This is a genomic window from Corynebacterium sp. HMSC072G08, assembly GCF_001809185.1.
Classification (GTDB): Bacteria; Actinomycetota; Actinomycetes; order Mycobacteriales; family Mycobacteriaceae; genus Corynebacterium; species Corynebacterium phoceense.
This window is the reverse complement of sequence record NZ_KV796390.1, coordinates 17,295-34,096: the sequence shown is the minus strand read 5'-3', so window position 1 is coordinate 34,096 and position 16,802 is coordinate 17,295. Positions and strand designations below refer to the sequence as shown.

Annotated in this window: 17 protein-coding genes; 13 read left to right on the top strand and 4 right to left on the bottom strand. The window is 64.3% G+C overall.

Features of this window, described 5'->3' with window-relative positions; translation table 11 throughout:
- The 8 genes from sucB to HMPREF2559_RS01505 all read left to right on the top strand — a co-directional run.
- A partial coding sequence (sucB, locus tag HMPREF2559_RS01540) for a 2-oxoglutarate dehydrogenase, E2 component, dihydrolipoamide succinyltransferase (protein WP_070539323.1) occupies positions 1-1,079 on the top strand: 1,079 nt, incomplete at its 5' end.
- Between the two features lie 214 nt (positions 1,080-1,293).
- Positions 1,294-2,436, top strand: a complete 1,143-nt coding sequence (locus HMPREF2559_RS01535) for an MFS transporter (protein ID WP_070539321.1) — start codon at positions 1,294-1,296, stop codon at positions 2,434-2,436.
- Positions 2,437-2,503: 67 nt separating this feature from the next.
- A complete protein-coding gene (gene gcvP / locus HMPREF2559_RS01530) occupies positions 2,504-5,368 on the top strand; it encodes an aminomethyl-transferring glycine dehydrogenase (protein ID WP_070539319.1) in 2,865 nt (954 codons plus the stop codon).
- A gap of 11 nt (positions 5,369-5,379) precedes the next feature.
- Entirely contained in the window at positions 5,380-6,492 is a 1,113-nt protein-coding gene (gene gcvT / locus HMPREF2559_RS01525) for a glycine cleavage system aminomethyltransferase GcvT (RefSeq protein ID WP_066488585.1), read from the top strand.
- A 58-nt stretch (positions 6,493-6,550) separates the two neighbouring features.
- Positions 6,551-6,943, top strand: a complete 393-nt coding sequence (gene gcvH, locus HMPREF2559_RS01520) for a glycine cleavage system protein GcvH (RefSeq protein WP_066488580.1) — start codon at positions 6,551-6,553, stop codon at positions 6,941-6,943.
- 83 nt (positions 6,944-7,026) lie between these two features.
- Positions 7,027-7,827 (top strand): lipoyl(octanoyl) transferase LipB, encoded by an 801-nt coding sequence (lipB, locus tag HMPREF2559_RS01515; protein WP_070539317.1) that lies wholly within the window; start codon positions 7,027-7,029, stop codon positions 7,825-7,827.
- Between the two features lie 96 nt (positions 7,828-7,923).
- Positions 7,924-9,015 (top strand): lipoyl synthase, encoded by a 1,092-nt coding sequence (gene lipA / locus HMPREF2559_RS01510; protein WP_181734559.1) that lies wholly within the window; start codon positions 7,924-7,926, stop codon positions 9,013-9,015.
- 90 nt (positions 9,016-9,105) lie between these two features.
- Positions 9,106-9,891, top strand: a complete 786-nt coding sequence (locus HMPREF2559_RS01505; RefSeq protein ID WP_066488573.1) for a DUF4191 domain-containing protein — start codon at positions 9,106-9,108, stop codon at positions 9,889-9,891.
- A 247-nt stretch (positions 9,892-10,138) separates the two neighbouring features.
- Here the strand turns inward: HMPREF2559_RS01505 and HMPREF2559_RS01500 are convergent, their stop codons facing one another.
- Together HMPREF2559_RS01500 and HMPREF2559_RS01495 are read right to left on the bottom strand one after the other, a co-directional pair.
- The gene (locus tag HMPREF2559_RS01500) at positions 10,139-10,678 is read right to left on the bottom strand and encodes an NUDIX hydrolase (protein WP_070539315.1); all 540 of its coding nucleotides are present in this window, start codon (positions 10,676-10,678) and stop codon (positions 10,139-10,141) included.
- 9 nt (positions 10,679-10,687) lie between these two features.
- Positions 10,688-11,158 carry an RDD family protein gene (locus tag HMPREF2559_RS01495; protein WP_066488606.1) on the bottom strand — a complete coding sequence of 157 codons (471 nt, stop codon included), beginning with the start codon at positions 11,156-11,158 and terminating at the stop codon, positions 10,688-10,690.
- 168 nt (positions 11,159-11,326) lie between these two features.
- Here HMPREF2559_RS01495 and glnA point away from each other — a divergent pair, with 168 nt between their 5' ends.
- A complete protein-coding gene (glnA, locus tag HMPREF2559_RS01490; RefSeq protein WP_066488562.1) occupies positions 11,327-12,760 on the top strand; it encodes a type I glutamate--ammonia ligase in 1,434 nt (477 codons plus the stop codon).
- Between the two features lie 215 nt (positions 12,761-12,975).
- On the opposite strand, the gene HMPREF2559_RS12655 is transcribed toward glnA, so the two are convergent.
- Positions 12,976-13,680, bottom strand: a complete 705-nt coding sequence (locus tag HMPREF2559_RS12655; protein ID WP_148138758.1) for a hypothetical protein — start codon at positions 13,678-13,680, stop codon at positions 12,976-12,978.
- Between the two features lie 602 nt (positions 13,681-14,282).
- Here HMPREF2559_RS12655 and HMPREF2559_RS01480 point away from each other — a divergent pair.
- The 3 genes from HMPREF2559_RS01480 (at position 14,283) to HMPREF2559_RS01470 (ending at position 15,447) form a co-directional block, all read left to right on the top strand.
- Complete coding sequence (locus tag HMPREF2559_RS01480) at positions 14,283-14,510, top strand: DUF2188 domain-containing protein (protein ID WP_070539311.1); 228 nt, start codon at positions 14,283-14,285, stop codon at positions 14,508-14,510.
- A gap of 64 nt (positions 14,511-14,574) precedes the next feature.
- Positions 14,575-14,838, top strand: a complete 264-nt coding sequence (locus HMPREF2559_RS01475) for a hypothetical protein (protein ID WP_066510483.1) — start codon at positions 14,575-14,577, stop codon at positions 14,836-14,838.
- A 321-nt stretch (positions 14,839-15,159) separates the two neighbouring features.
- Positions 15,160-15,447: a DUF1206 domain-containing protein gene (locus HMPREF2559_RS01470; RefSeq protein WP_066488559.1), complete on the top strand. Its 288-nt coding sequence runs from the start codon at positions 15,160-15,162 to the stop codon at positions 15,445-15,447.
- On the opposite strand, the gene HMPREF2559_RS01465 is transcribed toward HMPREF2559_RS01470, so the two are convergent.
- Complete coding sequence (locus HMPREF2559_RS01465; protein WP_070539309.1) at positions 15,444-16,361, bottom strand: 2-dehydropantoate 2-reductase; 918 nt, start codon at positions 16,359-16,361, stop codon at positions 15,444-15,446. The two genes, HMPREF2559_RS01470 and HMPREF2559_RS01465, sit on opposite strands and share 4 nt — an antisense overlap.
- Between HMPREF2559_RS01465 and HMPREF2559_RS01460 the strand changes: the two genes are divergently transcribed.
- Complete coding sequence (locus HMPREF2559_RS01460; protein ID WP_141628464.1) at positions 16,360-16,725, top strand: hypothetical protein; 366 nt, start codon at positions 16,360-16,362, stop codon at positions 16,723-16,725. The two genes, HMPREF2559_RS01465 and HMPREF2559_RS01460, sit on opposite strands and share 2 nt — an antisense overlap.
- Positions 16,726-16,802: the final 77 nt, after the last annotated feature.

Below are 16,802 nucleotides of genomic sequence, written 5' to 3'. Positions count from 1 at the left end.
AAAAGTCCGAAGCCAAGGAAGAACCCAAGGCTCAAGAAAAGACCGAGGAGAAGAAGCCGGAGCCGAAGGAAGAGAAAAAGGAAGCTCCGAAGTCCGAGCCGGCTGCCGCTTCCACCTCCACCAAGGTCAACAACGGCGACAACCTCCCGTACGTCACCCCGCTCGTCCGCAAGCTCGCTGACAAGCATGGCGTGGACCTCAACACCGTCACCGGCACCGGCGTCGGCGGTCGCATCCGCAAGCAGGATGTCCTGGCCGCGGCTGGCGAGGGCGACGCACCGGCAGCACAGGCACAGTCTGGTTCCGCTGACCCACGCGCACGCTGGTCCACCAAGTCCGTGGATCCGGCCAAGCAGGAGCTCATCGGCACCACGCAGAAGGTCAACCGCATCCGCGAGATCACCGCTGCGAAGATGGTCGAGGCGCTGCAGATTTCCGCACAGCTCACCCACGTCCAGGAGGTCGACATGACCGCCGTGTGGGACTTGCGCAAGAAGTCCAAGCAGGCCTTCATCGACAAGTACTCCGCGAACCTGTCCTTCCTGCCGTTCATCGTCAAGGCTACGGTCGAGGCTCTGGTCTCCCACCCGAACGTCAACGCGTCCTACGACTCGAAGACGAAGGAAATGACCTACCACGCGGACGTCAACGTCGCTATCGCCGTCGACACCCCGCGCGGTCTGCTCACCCCGGTTATCCACAAGGCACAGGACCTCACCCTGCCGGAGATCGCGCAGCAGATTGCGGAGCTCGCTGACAAGGCACGCAACAACAAGCTCAAGCCGAACGACCTCACCGGTGCTACCTTCACCGTGACGAACATCGGCTCTGAGGGCGCGCTGCTCGACACCCCGATCCTCGTGCCGCCGCAGGCTGGCATCCTGGGCACCGCCGCTATCACCAAGCGCGCGGTCGTCGTCAACGAGAACGGCCAGGACGCCATCGCCATCCGCCAGATGTGCTACCTGCCGTTCACGTACGACCACCAGGTCGTCGACGGTGCCGATGCTGGTCGCTTCGTGACCACCATCAAGGACCGTCTGGAAACCGCAGACTTCGAGGCTGACCTCAACCTCTAAGGACCGCTTCCCTCCTGCACCCCGCTGCGCACTTGCGTCGCGGGGTGCGGGCGTTTTGCGGATATAGCTCAGCGCGCCACATCCATTCAGCACATATAAGGCATGCCGGCCCGCTGCCGCATGGCCGCTATATGTGCTGGAGGGATTTTTCGCGCACAATCTCCGGGCCACAACGCCCCGCATTGAGTGATTCAGGACACTAGACTGTGTCGGTATGAAGAATGAGGTGTGGGTCCGCGTCGTCCTGGGCATGTTCGTCGTCGCGTTTGGCGCAAACCTTTTTGCGCCAATGGTGCTCACCTACCGCCAGCACACGGCGCTCACGGAAACCCACACGACGTTCCTCTATGGCGTCTACGCCGTGGGGCTCATCGGCGCGCTCTTTATCGGTGGACCGGTCTCGGACGTGCGGGGGCGCCGCGCGGTGCTGCGCCCTGCGCTCCTCGCGACGGCGCTTGGCTCGCTCATTCTCCTCACCGGCCTCCATGGCTCGTTCCTAGCGCTGCTCGCGGGCAGGCTCATCATCGGCGTGGCGGTGGGGCTCGTCATGTCCGCGGGCGCCTCGTGGGTCAAGGAGCTTTCCGCCACCGTCGCCATTGGAGCTAAGCGTTCCTCGTTGGCGCTCACACTCGGATTCGCGCTCGCGCCAGCATTGGCGGGACTGCTCGCACAATTCACGACGTGGCCCACGCTGGCGCCCTATGTCCCCCACCTCGTACTCGCACTGCTCATACTGCCGCTCGCGTGGACCGCACCGGAAGGCCCGCGCCCACAGGCAAGCAAGGCACACCCGCCGCTCAGCCTGCTCACCCGGGAGTTCGTGCCTGTCGCCGTCTTCGCGCCGTGGGTATTCGGCGTGGTCACCACGTCCTTCGCGTACTTGCCGGGACTGGTCATGGGGCACCTCGCCCACCCCATCGCGGCAGCCGGGCTGCTCGCCATGCTCACCATGGGCACGGGCGCGGTGGTGCAGCGCTGGGCGTTGGGCTTGGGGGCATCGGCAGGCTTGGGGCTCGCGGCAGTGGGGATGGTGGTCGGCGCGGTCATCGCGGCGAACCGGGACCATGCATGGGTCGTCTGGTTGCTGCCGGTGGCGAGCTTGGTGCTCGGCGCAGCCTACGGAATCCTCATGGTCGTAGGGCTCGCGAAGACCCAAGAGGTCGCCCCGGCGGCGGAGCTGGGCGCGGCGACGGGGGTGTATTACGCACTCACCTATCTGGGCTTCTTTGCCCCCTTTCTGCTCTCGCTTCTGGCGCCGCGCGTGGGCCATGCCACCAGTTTTGTGGTGGGCACGGCGGTGGCGCTCGCAACACTCGCGCTCGTGTGGGTGAGCAGTAGGGGTAAAGCCGCGAAATAGTGGCGTACTTCGCAATATACTGAGTGCGTCTTTACAGGCCTCCACACCCCAAAGGAGTCATATATTCATGGAATTCATCTCCCGTCACCTCGGGCCAGATGCCAAGGAGCAGGCCACCATGCTTGCTCAGGTGGGATACGACAGCGTTGAAGCGCTTGTTGACGCTGCCCTTCCCGCCGCGATCCGCGCCGCTGGCGGCCCCCAGCTGCCGGAGCCCCTGTCTGAAGACGAGGCGCAGGCGAAGCTGCGCGAATACGCCTCGCACAATACGGTTCTGAAGTCCTTCTACGGCCAGGGCTTTTCTGACACGCTCACTCCGGCGGTCATTCGCCGCGGGCTGCTCGAAGATGCTGGCTGGTACACCGCGTACACGCCGTATCAGCCGGAGATTTCCCAGGGCCGCCTCGAGGCGCTGCTCAACTTCCAGACGCTCATCGAGGAAATCACGGGACTGTCCATCGCGAATGCGTCGCTGCTCGACGAAGCCACCGCGGTCGCCGAGGCCGTGGGCCTTATGTCGCGCGCTGTGAAGAAGGGCCGCCGCGTGGTCCTCGACGCCCGTATGCACCCGCAGGTGCTCGCCGTGGCCGCCGAGCGTGCCCGCGCCATCGAGCTCGAGGTCGAGATCGTGGACCTGCGTGAGGGCTTGGTCGGCGAGGACATCGTGGGCGTCGTCCTCGCCTACACCGGCACCGAGGGCGACATCCTCGACCCGCGCGCCATCATCGAGGAGGCACACACCCGCGGCGCCCTGGCGACCGTCGACGCGGATCCGCTCTCCTTGCTTTTGCTGGAGGGCCCCGGTTCCTTCGGCGCGGACATCGCGGTGGGCTCCACCCAGCGCTTCGGCGTGCCGATGTTCTTCGGCGGCCCGCACGCCGCCTACATGGCTGTCACCGACAAGCTCAAGCGTCAGCTGCCGGGCCGCCTCGTGGGCGTGTCCGTGGACGCGGACGGCCAGCCGGCGTACCGCCTCGCGCTGCAGACCCGAGAGCAGCACATCCGCCGCGAGCGCGCGACCTCCAACATCTGTACGGCGCAGGCGCTGCTCGCCAACGTGGCGTCCATGTACGCCGTCTACCATGGCCCGGTGGGCCTGCGTGCCATCGCGACGCGCATCCACGACCTCGCGGACTCCTTTGCAACCTCGCTGGTCAAGGCTGGCAAGGAAATCGTCTCCGCGCAGTTCTTCGACACCGTCACCGTCACGGGCGTCGATGCCGCCGCCATCAAGTCCGCCTTGCAGGAGCAGGGTTACCTCGTGCGCGCCATCGGCGCGGACAAGGTGTCCGTCTCCTTCGGTGAGTCCGCCACCGCGGCCGACGTGGAGACGCTCGCCGCCGCGTTCCGCGTTGACGAGGTAGCCCCGGCGCAGGGTTCGCGCCTGCCCGAGGCGCTCAAGCGCGTTACCCCGGCGCTCACCCACCCGATCTTCAGCTCCATCCACTCCGAGACCCAGATGCTGCGCTACCTGCGCGAGCTCGCGGACAAGGACCTGGCGCTCGACCGCACGATGATCCCGCTGGGCTCGTGCACGATGAAGCTCAACCCCACCGCCGCCATGGAGCCGATTTCCTGGCCGGAGTTCGCGGGCATCCACCCGTACGCCCCCGCGGAGACGACGAAGGGCTGGCATCAGCTCATCCACGAGCTCGAGGATTGGCTGGCTGAGATCACCGGCTACGCCAAGGTCTCGCTGCAGCCCAACGCGGGTTCCCAAGGCGAGCTCGCCGGCCTGCTCGCCATCCGCCGCTACCACGTCGCCAACGGCGATCACGGCCGCGACGTTATCCTCATCCCGTCCTCGGCGCACGGTACGAACGCAGCCTCGGCAACGCTGGCCAACCTGCGCGTCGTCGTGGTCAAGACCGCGGACGACGGCGCCATCGACCTCGCCGATCTCGACGCAAAGATCGAGCAGCACGGCGAGCACATCGCTGGCATCATGATCACCTACCCGTCCACCCACGGCGTCTTCGACCCGGAGGTCCGCGACGTGTGCGACAAGGTGCACGCGGCCGGCGGACAGGTCTACATCGACGGCGCGAACCTCAACGCGCTCGCCGGCTGGGCCAAGCCGGGCGAGTTCGGCGGCGACGTCAGCCACCTGAACCTGCACAAGACGTTCACCATCCCCCACGGTGGCGGCGGCCCGGGCGTCGGTCCGGTCGCGGTCGCGGAACACCTCGTGCCGTTCCTGCCGACCAACGCCAACGACCCGGCCATCGACCCGACCGTGCCCACCGAGGTCGGCCACGGCGTGCCGCTGATCTCCACCGAGTTCGGTTCCGCCGGCGTCCTGCCAATTTCCTGGTCGTACCTCGCCATGATCGGCGCGAAGGGTCTCGAGCAGGCCTCCGCGCACGCCATCCTGGGCGCGAACTACCTGGCCTCGCGCCTCCACGACGCGTTCCCCATCCTCTACACGGGCAACGCGGGCCTCGTTGCCCACGAGTGCATTCTCGACCTGCGTGACTTGACCTCTGCCTCCGGCGTCACCGCCGCAGACGTCGCCAAGCGCCTCGTCGACTTCGGCTTCCACGCCCCGACGCTGGCCTTCCCGGTTGCGGGCACGCTCATGGTGGAGCCCACCGAGTCCGAGAACCAGGGCGAGCTCGACCGCTTCATCGAGGCGATGCTCACCATCCGCGCGGAGATCCAGGAGATCATCGACGGCACGATCGCCTATGAGGACTCCGTCATCCACAACGCGCCGTTTACCGCTGCGACGGTCACCGCCGACGAGTGGGAGTTTAAGTTCAGCCGCGCCCAGGCCGCCTACCCGGTGTCCAGCCTGCGCCGCACGAAGTACTTCCCGCCGGTGCGCCGCATCGACGAGGCCTACGGCGACCGCAACCTCGTGTGCGCCTGCCCGCCGCCCGAGGCCTTCGACGTGTCGGCTGGCGCCGACACGAACACCGACGAGAAGTAAGAGAGGAAACCATGTCTGAACTGCTGCACTCCCCGCTCCACGCCGAGCACGAGAAGCTCGGCGCGTCCTTTACCGCGTTTGGCCCGTGGAACATGCCGCTCAAGTACGGCAGCGAGCTCGAGGAGCACCGCGCCGTCCGCGAAGCCGCCGGCCTCTTTGACCTCTCCCACATGGGCGAAATCTGGGTCAACGGCGACCGCGCCGCGGAGTTCCTCTCCTACGCGTTTATCTCGGACTTCACCACGCTCCCTGTGGGCAAGGCGAAGTACTCGATGATCGTCGCCGAAGACGGCGGCATCCTCGACGACCTCATCACCTACCGCCTGGGCGAGACGAAGTTCCTCGTCGTTCCCAACGCGTCGAACGTCGACGTCGTCTGGGAGGCTCTCAACGAGCGCGCAGACGGCTTTGACGTGGACCTCAAGTCGGAGTCCCGCGACGTCGCCATGATCGCCATCCAGGGCCCCAAGGCCGCGGAGATCCTCATCCCGCTCGTCGAGGACAACAAGCAGGAGGCCGTCTACGAGTTGCCGTATTACGCGGCGATGACCGGTAAGGTCGCCCGCATTTACGCCTTTATCTGCCGCACCGGCTACACCGGCGAGGACGGCTTCGAGCTCATCGTCTACAATTCGGACGCCCCGGCGCTGTGGAACGAGCTGCTCAAGGCCGGCGAGGAATACGGCATCAAGCCCTGCGGCCTCGCCGCCCGCGATTCGCTGCGATTGGAGGCCGGCATGCCGCTCTACGGCAACGAGCTCTCCCGCGACATCACGCCGGTCGAGGCGGGCATGGCCCGCGCCTTCGCCAAGAAGGAAGGCGACTTCGTTGCCGCCGATGCCCTGCGCGCCCGCGCCGCCGAAGGCCCACAGCAGGTCATCACGGCGCTCGACTCCGAGCAGCGCCGCGCCGCCCGCCACGGCGCCGAGGTCTTCGTTGGTGAGACCAAGGTCGGCACCGTCACCTCCGGCCAGCCGTCGCCCACGCTCGGCCACCCCGTCGCCCTGGCACTCATCGACACCGCCGCGAGCCTGAACCCCGGCGACGCCGTCGAGGTCGATATCCGCGGCAAGCGCTACCCCTTCGCCGTCACGCAGACGCCGTTCTACAAGCGTGCGGACTAACACCAGCGCGACGCACACGGCCGTTAGACTTAAACTGAACCTCTAGAAAGGAACCCACATGTCGAATCTGCCCGAGAATTTCTCCTACTCCGAAGACCACGAGTGGATCGCTGCCCCCGCCGCTGAGGTCGTGGGCAAGACCCTGCGCGTTGGCATCACCTCCGTCGCCGCTGACCGCCTCGGCGAGGTTGTCTTCGCCGAGCTGCCCGCCGTCGGCGACACCGTCACCGCCGGCGAGACCTGCGGCGAGGTCGAGTCCACCAAGTCCGTCTCTGACCTCTACTCCCCCGTCACCGGCACCGTGACCGCCGTCAACGAGGGCATCCACGACGCCTACGAGCTGGTCAACAACGACCCGTTCGGCGAAGGCTGGCTCTTCGAGGTCGAGGTCTCCGAGGCCGGCGAGCTCATGGACGCCGCCGCCTACGCCGCAGCCAACGGCGTGGAGTAAGCCCACCCTCCCAAGGGGGCATCGGAAAGCTTTCCGATGCCCCCTTTTGCGCGCCCAGGGCGGGCGCGACTAGAACTTGTTCTATGACTGCACCGCGCGACCCGTTCTTCCCTGCCGACCGCTCCATCCGCGCCTCCGGCGCGCCTCTGGAGATCCGCCACTTGGGTCGGATGGATTACCAGGAGGCCTGGGACTACCAAGCAGCACTCGCGAAGCAGCGCGCGGCCGAGGAGGTGAGCGACGTCATCCTCGTCGTCGAGCACCCCAATATCTATACGGCGGGCAAGCGCACGCTCGAGTCGGACATGCCGGACAACGGCCTGCCCGTCATCACCGTCGACCGAGGCGGGCGCATCACGTGGCACGGCGAGGGCCAGCTCGTGGTCTACCCCATTATTAAGCTCGCCGAGCCCGTCGACGTCGTGGACTATGTCCGCCGCCTCGAAGAAGCCATCATTCAGGCCGTGCGCGAGCTGGGGGTGACCACCGCCGGCCGCGTAGACGGGCGCTCCGGCGTCTGGGTCCCCCACACGACCGTGGCCGCGGACCCGGCGGCACCGAAGCGCGACCGCAAGCTCGGCGCGCTGGGCATCCGCATTACGCGCGGCGTGACCATGCACGGACTCGCCTTGAACTGCAATAACACGCTCGAGTACTACGGTCACATCGTGGCGTGCGGCATCGACGACGCTGACGTCACGACACTCTCCCTGGAGCTGGGCCGCGGCGTCACGCTGGAGGAGGCCGAGGTGCCGCTGTTGCGCGCGCTCGACGACGCGCTCGCGGGCCGGCTCATCGTCGCAGACCACACCTTTGCCTCCGCGCCGGACCCCGGCAAGCAGGCCGCCGAGGCGCGCCGCAAGGCTCGCGCAGCGCACGAATAAAAGAGGAATAGCCCCCTTGACCGCGTCGTTGCGATGGGGGAACCCACGGCCCCGCGGGCTTTAGAGAACATCGACTTTCAGCGTAGGGTGTAGACCGTGAGTGTTAAGCATGAAGGACGCAGGCTGCTGCGCATCGAGGCCAAGAATTCCGAGACCCCGATTGAGCAGAAGCCGCGCTGGATCCGTAACCAAGTCCGAACCGGTCCTGGCTATGAGGACATCAAAAACAAGGTGAAGGGCGCCTCCCTGCACACCGTGTGCCAGGAAGCCGGCTGCCCCAATATCCACGAGTGCTGGGAATCCCGCGAGGCCACGTTCCTCATCGGCGGCGACTCCTGTACGCGCCGTTGCGATTTCTGCGACATCAAGTCCGGCAAGCCCGAGCCGCTCGACCGCGAGGAGCCGCTGCGCGTGGCCGAAGAAGTTCGCAACATGCAGCTGAACTACTCCACCATCACCGGCGTCACCCGCGACGACCTGCCCGACGAGGGCGCCTGGCTCTACGCCGAGGTCGTGCGCAAAATCCACGAGCTCAACCCGAACACCGGCGTGGAGAATCTCACCCCGGACTTCTCCGGCAAGCCGGACCTGCTCGAAGAAGTCTTCTCCGCACAGCCGGAGGTCTTCGCCCACAACGTAGAGACCGTCCCGCGCATCTTCAAGCGCATCCGCCCGGCCTTCCGTTACGAGCGTTCCCTCGACGTCATCCGTCAGGCCCGCGACTTCGGCCTCATCACGAAGTCCAACCTCATCCTCGGCATGGGCGAGACGCCCGAGGAAATTCAGGAAGCCCTGCGCGACCTGCACTCCGCCGGCTGCGACATCATCACGATTACGCAGTACCTGCGCCCTGGCCCGCGCTACCACCCCATCGAGCGCTGGGTGCGCCCGGAGGAGTTCGTCGAGCACGCCGAGTATGCCAAGGAGCTCGGCTTCGGCGGCGTTATGTCCGGCCCGCTCGTGCGTTCTTCCTACCGCGCTGGCCGTCTCTACGTCCAGGCGATGGAGGCCCGCGGCCGCGAGCTGCCGCCCCACCTCGCGCATCTCGCCGAGACCTCCGAGGGCGCTACCGCCCAGGAAGCCTCCACTCTGCTCGAGAAGTACGGCCCGTCCGTCGAGACGCCCGTGACGACCCGCATGGTGAAAACCCCGGCCAAGCCCGAGACGGTCTCCGCGACCATCCGCTAATCGCTTGTCCCTAGCGCCGCCTTCCGCCAATTGTGGCGAAGGGCGGCGTTATTTCGCGTTTTTGACATACAACCATTTAAAGTAGGAGCCATGGCTAAAGGTGATGACAAGGCGGCACTGCGCGCCGCCAAAAAGGAAGAGCGCGCCAACAAGCGTGCCCAGCGCAAGCAGACCCGCCAGCAAATGTGGCAGGTCTTCCAGATGCAGCGCAAGCAGGACAAGGCGCTCGTGCCCATCATGCTCGCGTCCATCCTGGGCGTCGCGCTGGTCTTCTTCCTCATCGGCATGCTCTGGGGTGGCGAGTGGTTCATGCTCATCCTGGGCTTGGGCGTCGGCTTCGTGCTCGCCATGTGGCTATTTACCCGCCGCGTCGAGCGCGACATGTACCGCAAGGTCGAGGACCAGCCCGGCGTCGCGGGCTGGGCACTCGAGCAGCAGCTGAAGAACTCCGTGGGTCTCGTGTGGTCCGTCAAGCCGGGCATCGCTGCTACACGCCAGCAGGACCTTATCCACCGCGTCATCGGTAACCCGGGTGTCATCCTCGTCGCTGAGGGAAACAAGAACCGCCTCAAGCCGTCCATGGCGCAGCTGAAGAAGCGCATTGACAAGATGGCCGCCGGCGTTCCTATCTACGAGGTCTACGTGGGGTCCGGCGAGGACGAGGTCCCCGTGTCCAAGCTGCGCAACCACATCATCCGCCTGCCGCGTAACTTCAATAAGAACGAGACGCAGACCAATATCCGCCGCATCGAGGCCATGGACGCCATGCCAGGCGCCCAACCGGGCCTGCCCAAGGGGCCTATGCCCCACCAGGCGCAGAACATGGCCGGCATGAACCGCCGCATGCGCCGCGCCGCTGAGCGCAAGCACAAGTAGCCTTTTGGCCCGACGTGAGAATCCGCAATTTTTATTGCGGATTTTCTCGTTTTCCTACGCCTAGAATTAATGACTTTTCGCGTTACACCGGGGCGGCGAGAGCGCACACCGTGACACGTGAGCGTTCTTGAGGAGGAACAGAGAGGTGGGGACCGGACTGTTGCTTTCCAACAAGCAATGACACGTTCACCCCTTGTCGCTGCGATGGAAATCGCGGCGACAAGGGGTTGAACGTTTTTCGTGTTTATTACGGCCTAGGACGGCCGTCAAAGATATCGCTGCGCACGCCGTTCTCGCCAACAAAGTCGAAGGCCAGGGCCAGCGCGCTGTCGCGGTAGTTGATGAACTCCCCGCGCGCCTTCAGTGCTTGGATGTCGGCGAAGCTCGCCCATGCGACCTCGGCGACCTCCGCGTTAGGCACGGCCAGTGTGCGCTCGTCGATATCCGCGCGCACCACATAAAAGTCATCGAAGCCGTACGCAAAGTTAAACGTGAACGCCGGACGGGTGAACTCCAGCTCCAGGCCGAGTTCCTCGCGCACCTCCCGCGCGATGCCTTGTGCGCTCGTCTCCCCCGCGATAACGGAACCGCCCACCGAGACATCCCACATGCCCGGCCACGTGGATTTCGTGTCGACGCGCCGCTGGATGAGCATGCGGCCGCGCACGTCAAAGAGACATAGGTGGACGACCTGGTGTAGCTGGCCATCGGGCAAGCCCAGCTGGCGTTCCACCCGCACGCCCGTGTGCTGCCGGTCGTTGTCCACGATGTCCCACAGTTCTGTCATCGCTTATCCCTAGGCGTAGATAACCACGGTGCCGGTCGCGCGGTCGTGCATGCCGCGGCCGTCCATGTCCACGAGGGCCGCGGGGAAGATGAAGGCGGTAAGCAGCGTGCGCACGGCGGCGCGCCAGAAGCCGACGCGCTCGCCGGGGGCATCAAGACGAGCAACGCCCATGCCGCGCAACGCCATGCCGGGCGTGCGGGCGAAAAGCCACCCGCCGAGAATGCCTAGCACGATCCACAACACGTACGTGAGCAACGCCACGCCGCCAAAGAGAGGGACGAAGTAGCCCACGATCGCCGCCGCGGCGTAGCACAGCAGCCAATCGATAAGGACCGCACCCGCGCGGCGGGACACGGGCGCCAGGGCACCCGCACCGCGCTCCGGGAGACCGAGCTTCTCCCCCGGCCACCGGCCAGGGGTCTCATAATCATTCTCGCCGGGGATGCTGGGGCCATCGAGCCACGTCTTCTTCTCAGCCATGATGTCTAAGATACGCAGGCCCACGGTGGGCGCCAAAGCGGCGCGCCAATCCCCCAAACCGGGTGAGTGTTGAAAGCGTCCCATCCGGTAGGATTAGGCCCGTCACTACCCGCAATTGCATAATATTGAAGCCAGCCCTGTTAAGCGACCGAAATTAGAGGAGACACCATGGCTTTCGAGTCGATCCATGACGTTGTGAAGTTTATCGAGGACGAAGACGTCAAGTTCGTCGACATTCGATTCACCGACGTTCCGGGCACCGAACACCACTTCAGCATCCCCGCGTCCGAATTCACCGAGGAAGCCGCCGCAGAAGGCCTTGCCTTCGATGGTTCTTCCATCCGCGGATTCACCTCCATCGACGAGTCTGACATGACGCTCATGCCCGACCCGGCCACCGCCGTGCTCGATACGTTCCGCTCTGCGAAGACCCTCAACATCAAGTTCTTCGTCCACGATCCGTTCACCCACGAGCCGTTCTCCCGCGACCCGCGCAATGTCGCGCGCAAGGCTGAGGAGTACCTCACCTCCACCGGCATCGCAGACACCTGCTTCTTCGGTGCCGAGGCCGAGTTCTACCTCTTCGACTCCGTCCGCTACACGGCCGACGTCAACCACGCCTTCTACGAGGTCGACACGGACGAGGGTTGGTGGAACCGCGGTGCGGACACCAACTTCGACGGCACGCCGAACATCGGCTACAAGACGCGCATGAAGGGCGGCTATTTCCCGACGGCGCCCTACGACAAGCACGTCGAGGTCCGCGACGCCATGGTGGAGAACCTGCAGGAGGCCGGCTTCGCGCTCGAGCGCTTCCACCACGAGGTGGGCGGCGGCCAGAACGAGATCAACTATCGCTTCAACTCCCTGCTCCACGCGGCGGACGATATCCAGACCTTCAAGTACATCATCAAGAACACCGCGGCTGAGTTCGGCAAGACCGCCACCTTCATGCCCAAACCGCTCGCTGGCGACAACGGCTCCGGCATGCACGCCCACATGTCCCTGTGGAAGGACGGCTCCCCGCTGTTCTATGACGAGGCTGGTTACGGCGGACTGTCCGACCTGGCCCGCTACTACATCGGCGGCATCCTCCACCACGCCGGTGCCGTCCTCGCCTTCACCAACCCGACGCTCAACTCCTACCACCGTCTGGTGCCGGGCTTCGAGGCCCCCATCAACCTCGTCTACTCCCAGCGCAACCGCTCCGCCGCGGTCCGCATCCCGATCACCGGCTCCAACCCGAAGGCCAAGCGCATCGAGTTCCGCGCTCCGGACCCGTCCGGCAACCCGTACTTCGGCTTCGCTGCCATGATGATGGCTGGCCTGGACGGCATCAAGAACCGCATCGAGCCGCACGCTCCGGTCGACAAGGACCTCTACGAGCTGCCGCCGGCAGAGGCCGCATCCATCCCGCAGGCCCCGACCTCCCTCGAGGCCTCCCTTGAGGCTCTGCGCAACGACTCGGACTTCCTCACCGAAGGCGACGTCTTCACCGAAGACCTCATCGACACCTACATCCAGTACAAGTACGACAACGAAATCACCCCGAACCGCATGCGCCCCACCCCGCAAGAGTTCGAGATGTACTTCGACTGCTAAACGCCGCGGGACTTTTACGGTTCTAGCCTGCTGAGATTTGCGAATCTCTAACAAATAGCCCGGCCCCGTGGACTTTCACCGCAAGAGTGTCCATGGGGCCGGATTTTTGTCTATCCACGGACCATTTTCCGTAGTATTCGCCGCCAGCATGACCTGAACATCACGCCAACTCACGGCTGTTAGACCACGGACCCCAAACAGAGTCTCGTGGCCTCCTATGCAGCCTCTTCGGCGGGCGGCGCGTTGCCCCACGCCAGCCCAATGACATGATCATCAAAGCGCCTCTTGCGAGGACGCCCTCCGCGCGGAGGCGTCGGAGCAAGTTCGGCGTCGCTTCCGCGTTTGAGGTAGCCAATGACTCGAAGCGCGTTCGACGCGGCGACAAGAACGGTGAGAAGCATGGCGAAGCCATCAAAGCCGCGCATGCCGCGCTTCGCTCGATCTCCAAGCCCAAGCGAGACATCGTGCTTGGCACTAGCGTTTCGGGCTTCGATGGCAGCACGGCCGCGCTTATAGGTGTCATGCCATTCCTGCGTATAGACGGCCGGCCCCTGGTGAAGGTGCTTGTTGATGTTGTCCACGCCGCCTTTGTCAAGATAGAGCGGAACGGTGACAGACTTACCAGAACAGACTTTGCCCCGCTGAGGGCCCGCCGGAACCTGTTTTACGGACAACGGCAAAGGTGCCCGACCACCAAGGGTTCGTCTTGCCGCCGCCTTCTTTGCCTTTGGGTCGTTCTTGCGAGCTGGACAGGACACCTTGCCCTCTAGAGCCGGGCATGCAAAGCGGATGGAACCGTCGTCGTTAATCTGCTTGGTTCGCATACGCAGAGTTTCACGTTGGGAAACGAGACGCTCGAATTGTTCCGCATTGATGTCGCCCGCGTCCAAAGCTGCACGCGGATCCAGAAGCCGTGGCATTGCCTTGATAGCCGGGCAATATGCTTGCCCATCGACAAATCCACACCTTCAACGAAGCATGCGCAGAGGAAACCTGCGGCCACTCTTCAAGAAAGCTCGCCAGTGCCGCCCCGCGATCAATTCAATGTGAAGCACGAAAGTCCAAACAAAAACGAAAGCTTTAGCCACATGAACACCACTTGTGATTTATATCATCGTCATGTTCAATGGCCAGCGAAAACTATCGACTTATCCACAGGGTCGAAAAAAAATTTGTGCAATTCGTCCTGGAAATTCGCTAAAGATTTCGACCAAAATCGCACTACTCTAAGCTACCTCCCCCGCACCTGTCCGTGCACGACCCCTTATCCACAGGCAATCTACAAGCACATTCACTGGTTTATCCACAGATCACGGATGTGAATTTCAGCCATGTAACTATATCGACTGCGTGTGCTAAGTTCAGTACTAGCGAGCAAAGCCCCTACAACCGCAAGGGCGGCGCGGGGGCTTCACACGGAGATAATTTGCCGATTGTCTCTTCGTGTGACAGTACCAGCGCTCCTTTCCGCTCGCGTCACTCGGCACGCCGATTTCAGGTGTGCAGAAAGGTTGGATACCGCATGGGAGCCAATAATTACAACGTATCTCCTGACGGAGACAAGTGGAAGTTCCAGCGTGAGGGCTCAAGCAAGCCCATCAAGAGGTTTGACACCCAGAAGGACGCCATCGACTTTGGGCGTCCCATTGCCCGAAACCAGAAGGCCGAGTTCACCATCCGTGGACGTGGGGGCCAAATCCGCGCCCGCGATAGCTACGGCAGTGGGGACAATTTTCCTCCCCGTGGCTAAAAATTCAGCCAGGCACCCATAAATAATTCAGTTCTCGAAGCCGTGAAACGGAAGGAAGACTTCCATGGCAAACTTCAAGTTCGAGCTGTCCAAGAATTTTGGTCGGCCCACAACTTCCGCAGCGAACGCTGCAAACCGCAACATCAAACGGATCGCTGAATCCGACAAGTCCCTTGACGCAAAAGCACAGGAAATCGCGAACGAGTTTAACCGCGCCTACAAAGGGACGGGACTCGACAATTTCGGAACCGCCATAAAACCAAAGATCAAGGAATTGCTTAGGGACGGAATCATCCCCACGGTAAGCGCTGTACAGCCCCCAAGGTAATTCCCAACTAACCGGCCCGACCGCCGCACCGCCATATCAATTGAGGCAGCGTCGCCCCATTAATGAGAGAGTAGTCGGGAAAGTATGGTGTAGTTTCACGGGAATAGGACTCTACGCCCCTTCGAAAAGTGGTGGTCAAAGAGAAACGCAAACGTCCCGCCGCACCTCTCACCCCCGCCGGGCCCCGTTCGCTCAGGGCTCCGCGTGGGTTTCGCGTACGCACTAGTGCCTGCGCCCCTAGGGTGAACCTACGAGCTCTCCACGCAACACCGCCCGCAACGCTGCCGAATCCGCGCGCAGCAATCTCAGGCGCTCAACCGGATGACGAGCGTCGGCTTCGTCGTCCTCGGCGCCGTCTTCGTCCTCATCGGCTGGCTCGCCTTCCGCATCTCCCGGGGCGGCTACAGCGAGGAGGCCTCCAACTCGGGCGCGCTCGTCATCTGGGTCGCGGCCTCCCACGCCCCAGAGAAGGCCGGCGGCCTCGATGCCGCCCTCCACACCATCGGTGCCCAGCCCTTCGACCAGGTCCTGCTTATCATTACCGCCATCGGGCTCGTGTGCTTTGGCGTCTACACCATCGGCCGTGCCCGCTACGGCGACGCAGACTAGCGCGCCTCGAGCACAGCCTGCGTGTAGTCAAGCAACGGCGTGCCCACCTCGACGCTCGCCGCCATGCGCCGCACGGCACCAATCTGCGCGTCGAGCTCATGAGGCAATCCCGCCTCAATATCGCGGTGCATGGAACTCGTCGCCTCCGCGTACTGCTCGTCCGCAAACGCGAGCGTCCGGTCCACGATGTCCGCTGGCAGCGCGACTCCACAGCCACGACCGGCCGCCGCGACCTCTTCCATGAGCCCGCGTAGCTGCGGCCGCAATTCGGTGCGCAGCACACCCATGGGCCGGCCCGCCAGCGCGCCGAGAGCACCCGTCGTCGCGACAAACATCGCCTTCGACCACACGTCGACCATGCTCTCCCCGTCCGGGAAATACTCCGAGTCAATCCCCGCCTCATGCAGCGCTGCATGGAAACGCCCCACGGCGTCGAGCTCCGGCGCGCGCACCCCCGGCAGCGGCCCGAAATTCAGCGACAGCGGCCCAGGGTTCAGACGAATCTCCGCCGGCCCCGTGCGCGTGAGGTACGCGCGAATCACCGCGGCAAAGACCCGCTCATCACCAAAGAGCCGCGCGGCCTCATAATGCGTCTCCACCGAATTATGCGTCGTCACCACCGGCACTCCGGCCAGCTCGTCGACCTGCGGAAGGTCGCCAAACGTCGCGTTCCCCGGCAGCGCCTTGGACGCCACGATAGTCACCTCCGGCGTCCCCATCGCCTGCACGAGCTCGGCCGCGCTCTCCGCCGCCCAGGACGGCGCCACGACCTTCCCGCCGAGGTCCAGCCCGCGCTCGCGCAACGCCTCCAGTGTCGCCCCGCGCGCGATGAATCCCACCTCGTGTCCGGCCTGCTGCAATTTCCCGCCGTAGTAGCCTCCCACGGCCCCGGCGCCTAAAATCATGATCTTCATGGCTTCTACCTTAACGTTTGCCCCGCTTGCCGATGCCGCCCTTCCCCACCCCGCAGCAGCCCGCCACGTCCTGGCAAGCCTCTCGCGCGATGGCATCTTTCTCCGGCGCGGCACTCTCCTGCTCGAAACCTCGTACCCCTACGGCGTGAGTTTTTACGCCACTGCTTGGCAGTGGTCGCGCGCTGACCTTCCGCTCCTCTTCGAGCTTGCCGCCGCGGCCCGGCTCCTGCTCATCTGCGACGAGACCATCGTCGTCTGCGGCGACAGCTTCGCCCCGGCTACCGTCGCGGACTATGTCGCCGACGGCGCGGTGCACCACGCCGCCGCACCGGCGGAGCTAGAGAATATTATTCTCCCCCAGTAACTAACGTCACACGTCCTACCTGGCATGTGTAAAGCTCCCCGCCGCCCGCACATAATAGAAAGATAAGACGCACGCCT

Excerpts from the sequence above, each read along its gene's own strand:
- HMPREF2559_RS01465 (WP_070539309.1), bottom strand. The coding sequence starts at position 16,361 with ATGAAGATCATGATTTTAGGCGCCGGGGCCGTGGGAGGCTACTACGGC.
- HMPREF2559_RS01460 (WP_141628464.1), top strand. The coding sequence starts at position 16,360 with ATGGCTTCTACCTTAACGTTTGCCCCGCTTGCCGATGCCGCCCTTCCC.
- gcvT (WP_066488585.1), top strand. The coding sequence starts at position 5,380 with ATGTCTGAACTGCTGCACTCCCCGCTCCACGCCGAGCACGAGAAGCTC.
- HMPREF2559_RS01500 (WP_070539315.1), bottom strand. The coding sequence starts at position 10,678 with ATGACAGAACTGTGGGACATCGTGGACAACGACCGGCAGCACACGGGC.
- HMPREF2559_RS12655 (WP_148138758.1), bottom strand. The coding sequence starts at position 13,680 with ATGCCACGGCTTCTGGATCCGCGTGCAGCTTTGGACGCGGGCGACATC.
- HMPREF2559_RS01535 (WP_070539321.1), top strand. The coding sequence starts at position 1,294 with ATGAAGAATGAGGTGTGGGTCCGCGTCGTCCTGGGCATGTTCGTCGTC.
- gcvH (WP_066488580.1), top strand. The coding sequence starts at position 6,551 with ATGTCGAATCTGCCCGAGAATTTCTCCTACTCCGAAGACCACGAGTGG.
- HMPREF2559_RS01475 (WP_066510483.1), top strand. The coding sequence starts at position 14,575 with ATGGCAAACTTCAAGTTCGAGCTGTCCAAGAATTTTGGTCGGCCCACA.
- HMPREF2559_RS01505 (WP_066488573.1), top strand. The coding sequence starts at position 9,106 with ATGGCTAAAGGTGATGACAAGGCGGCACTGCGCGCCGCCAAAAAGGAA.
- HMPREF2559_RS01470 (WP_066488559.1), top strand. The coding sequence starts at position 15,160 with ATGACGAGCGTCGGCTTCGTCGTCCTCGGCGCCGTCTTCGTCCTCATC.
- gcvP (WP_070539319.1), top strand. The coding sequence starts at position 2,504 with ATGGAATTCATCTCCCGTCACCTCGGGCCAGATGCCAAGGAGCAGGCC.
- HMPREF2559_RS01480 (WP_070539311.1), top strand. The coding sequence starts at position 14,283 with ATGGGAGCCAATAATTACAACGTATCTCCTGACGGAGACAAGTGGAAG.
- HMPREF2559_RS01495 (WP_066488606.1), bottom strand. The coding sequence starts at position 11,158 with ATGGCTGAGAAGAAGACGTGGCTCGATGGCCCCAGCATCCCCGGCGAG.
- lipB (WP_070539317.1), top strand. The coding sequence starts at position 7,027 with ATGACTGCACCGCGCGACCCGTTCTTCCCTGCCGACCGCTCCATCCGC.
- glnA (WP_066488562.1), top strand. The coding sequence starts at position 11,327 with ATGGCTTTCGAGTCGATCCATGACGTTGTGAAGTTTATCGAGGACGAA.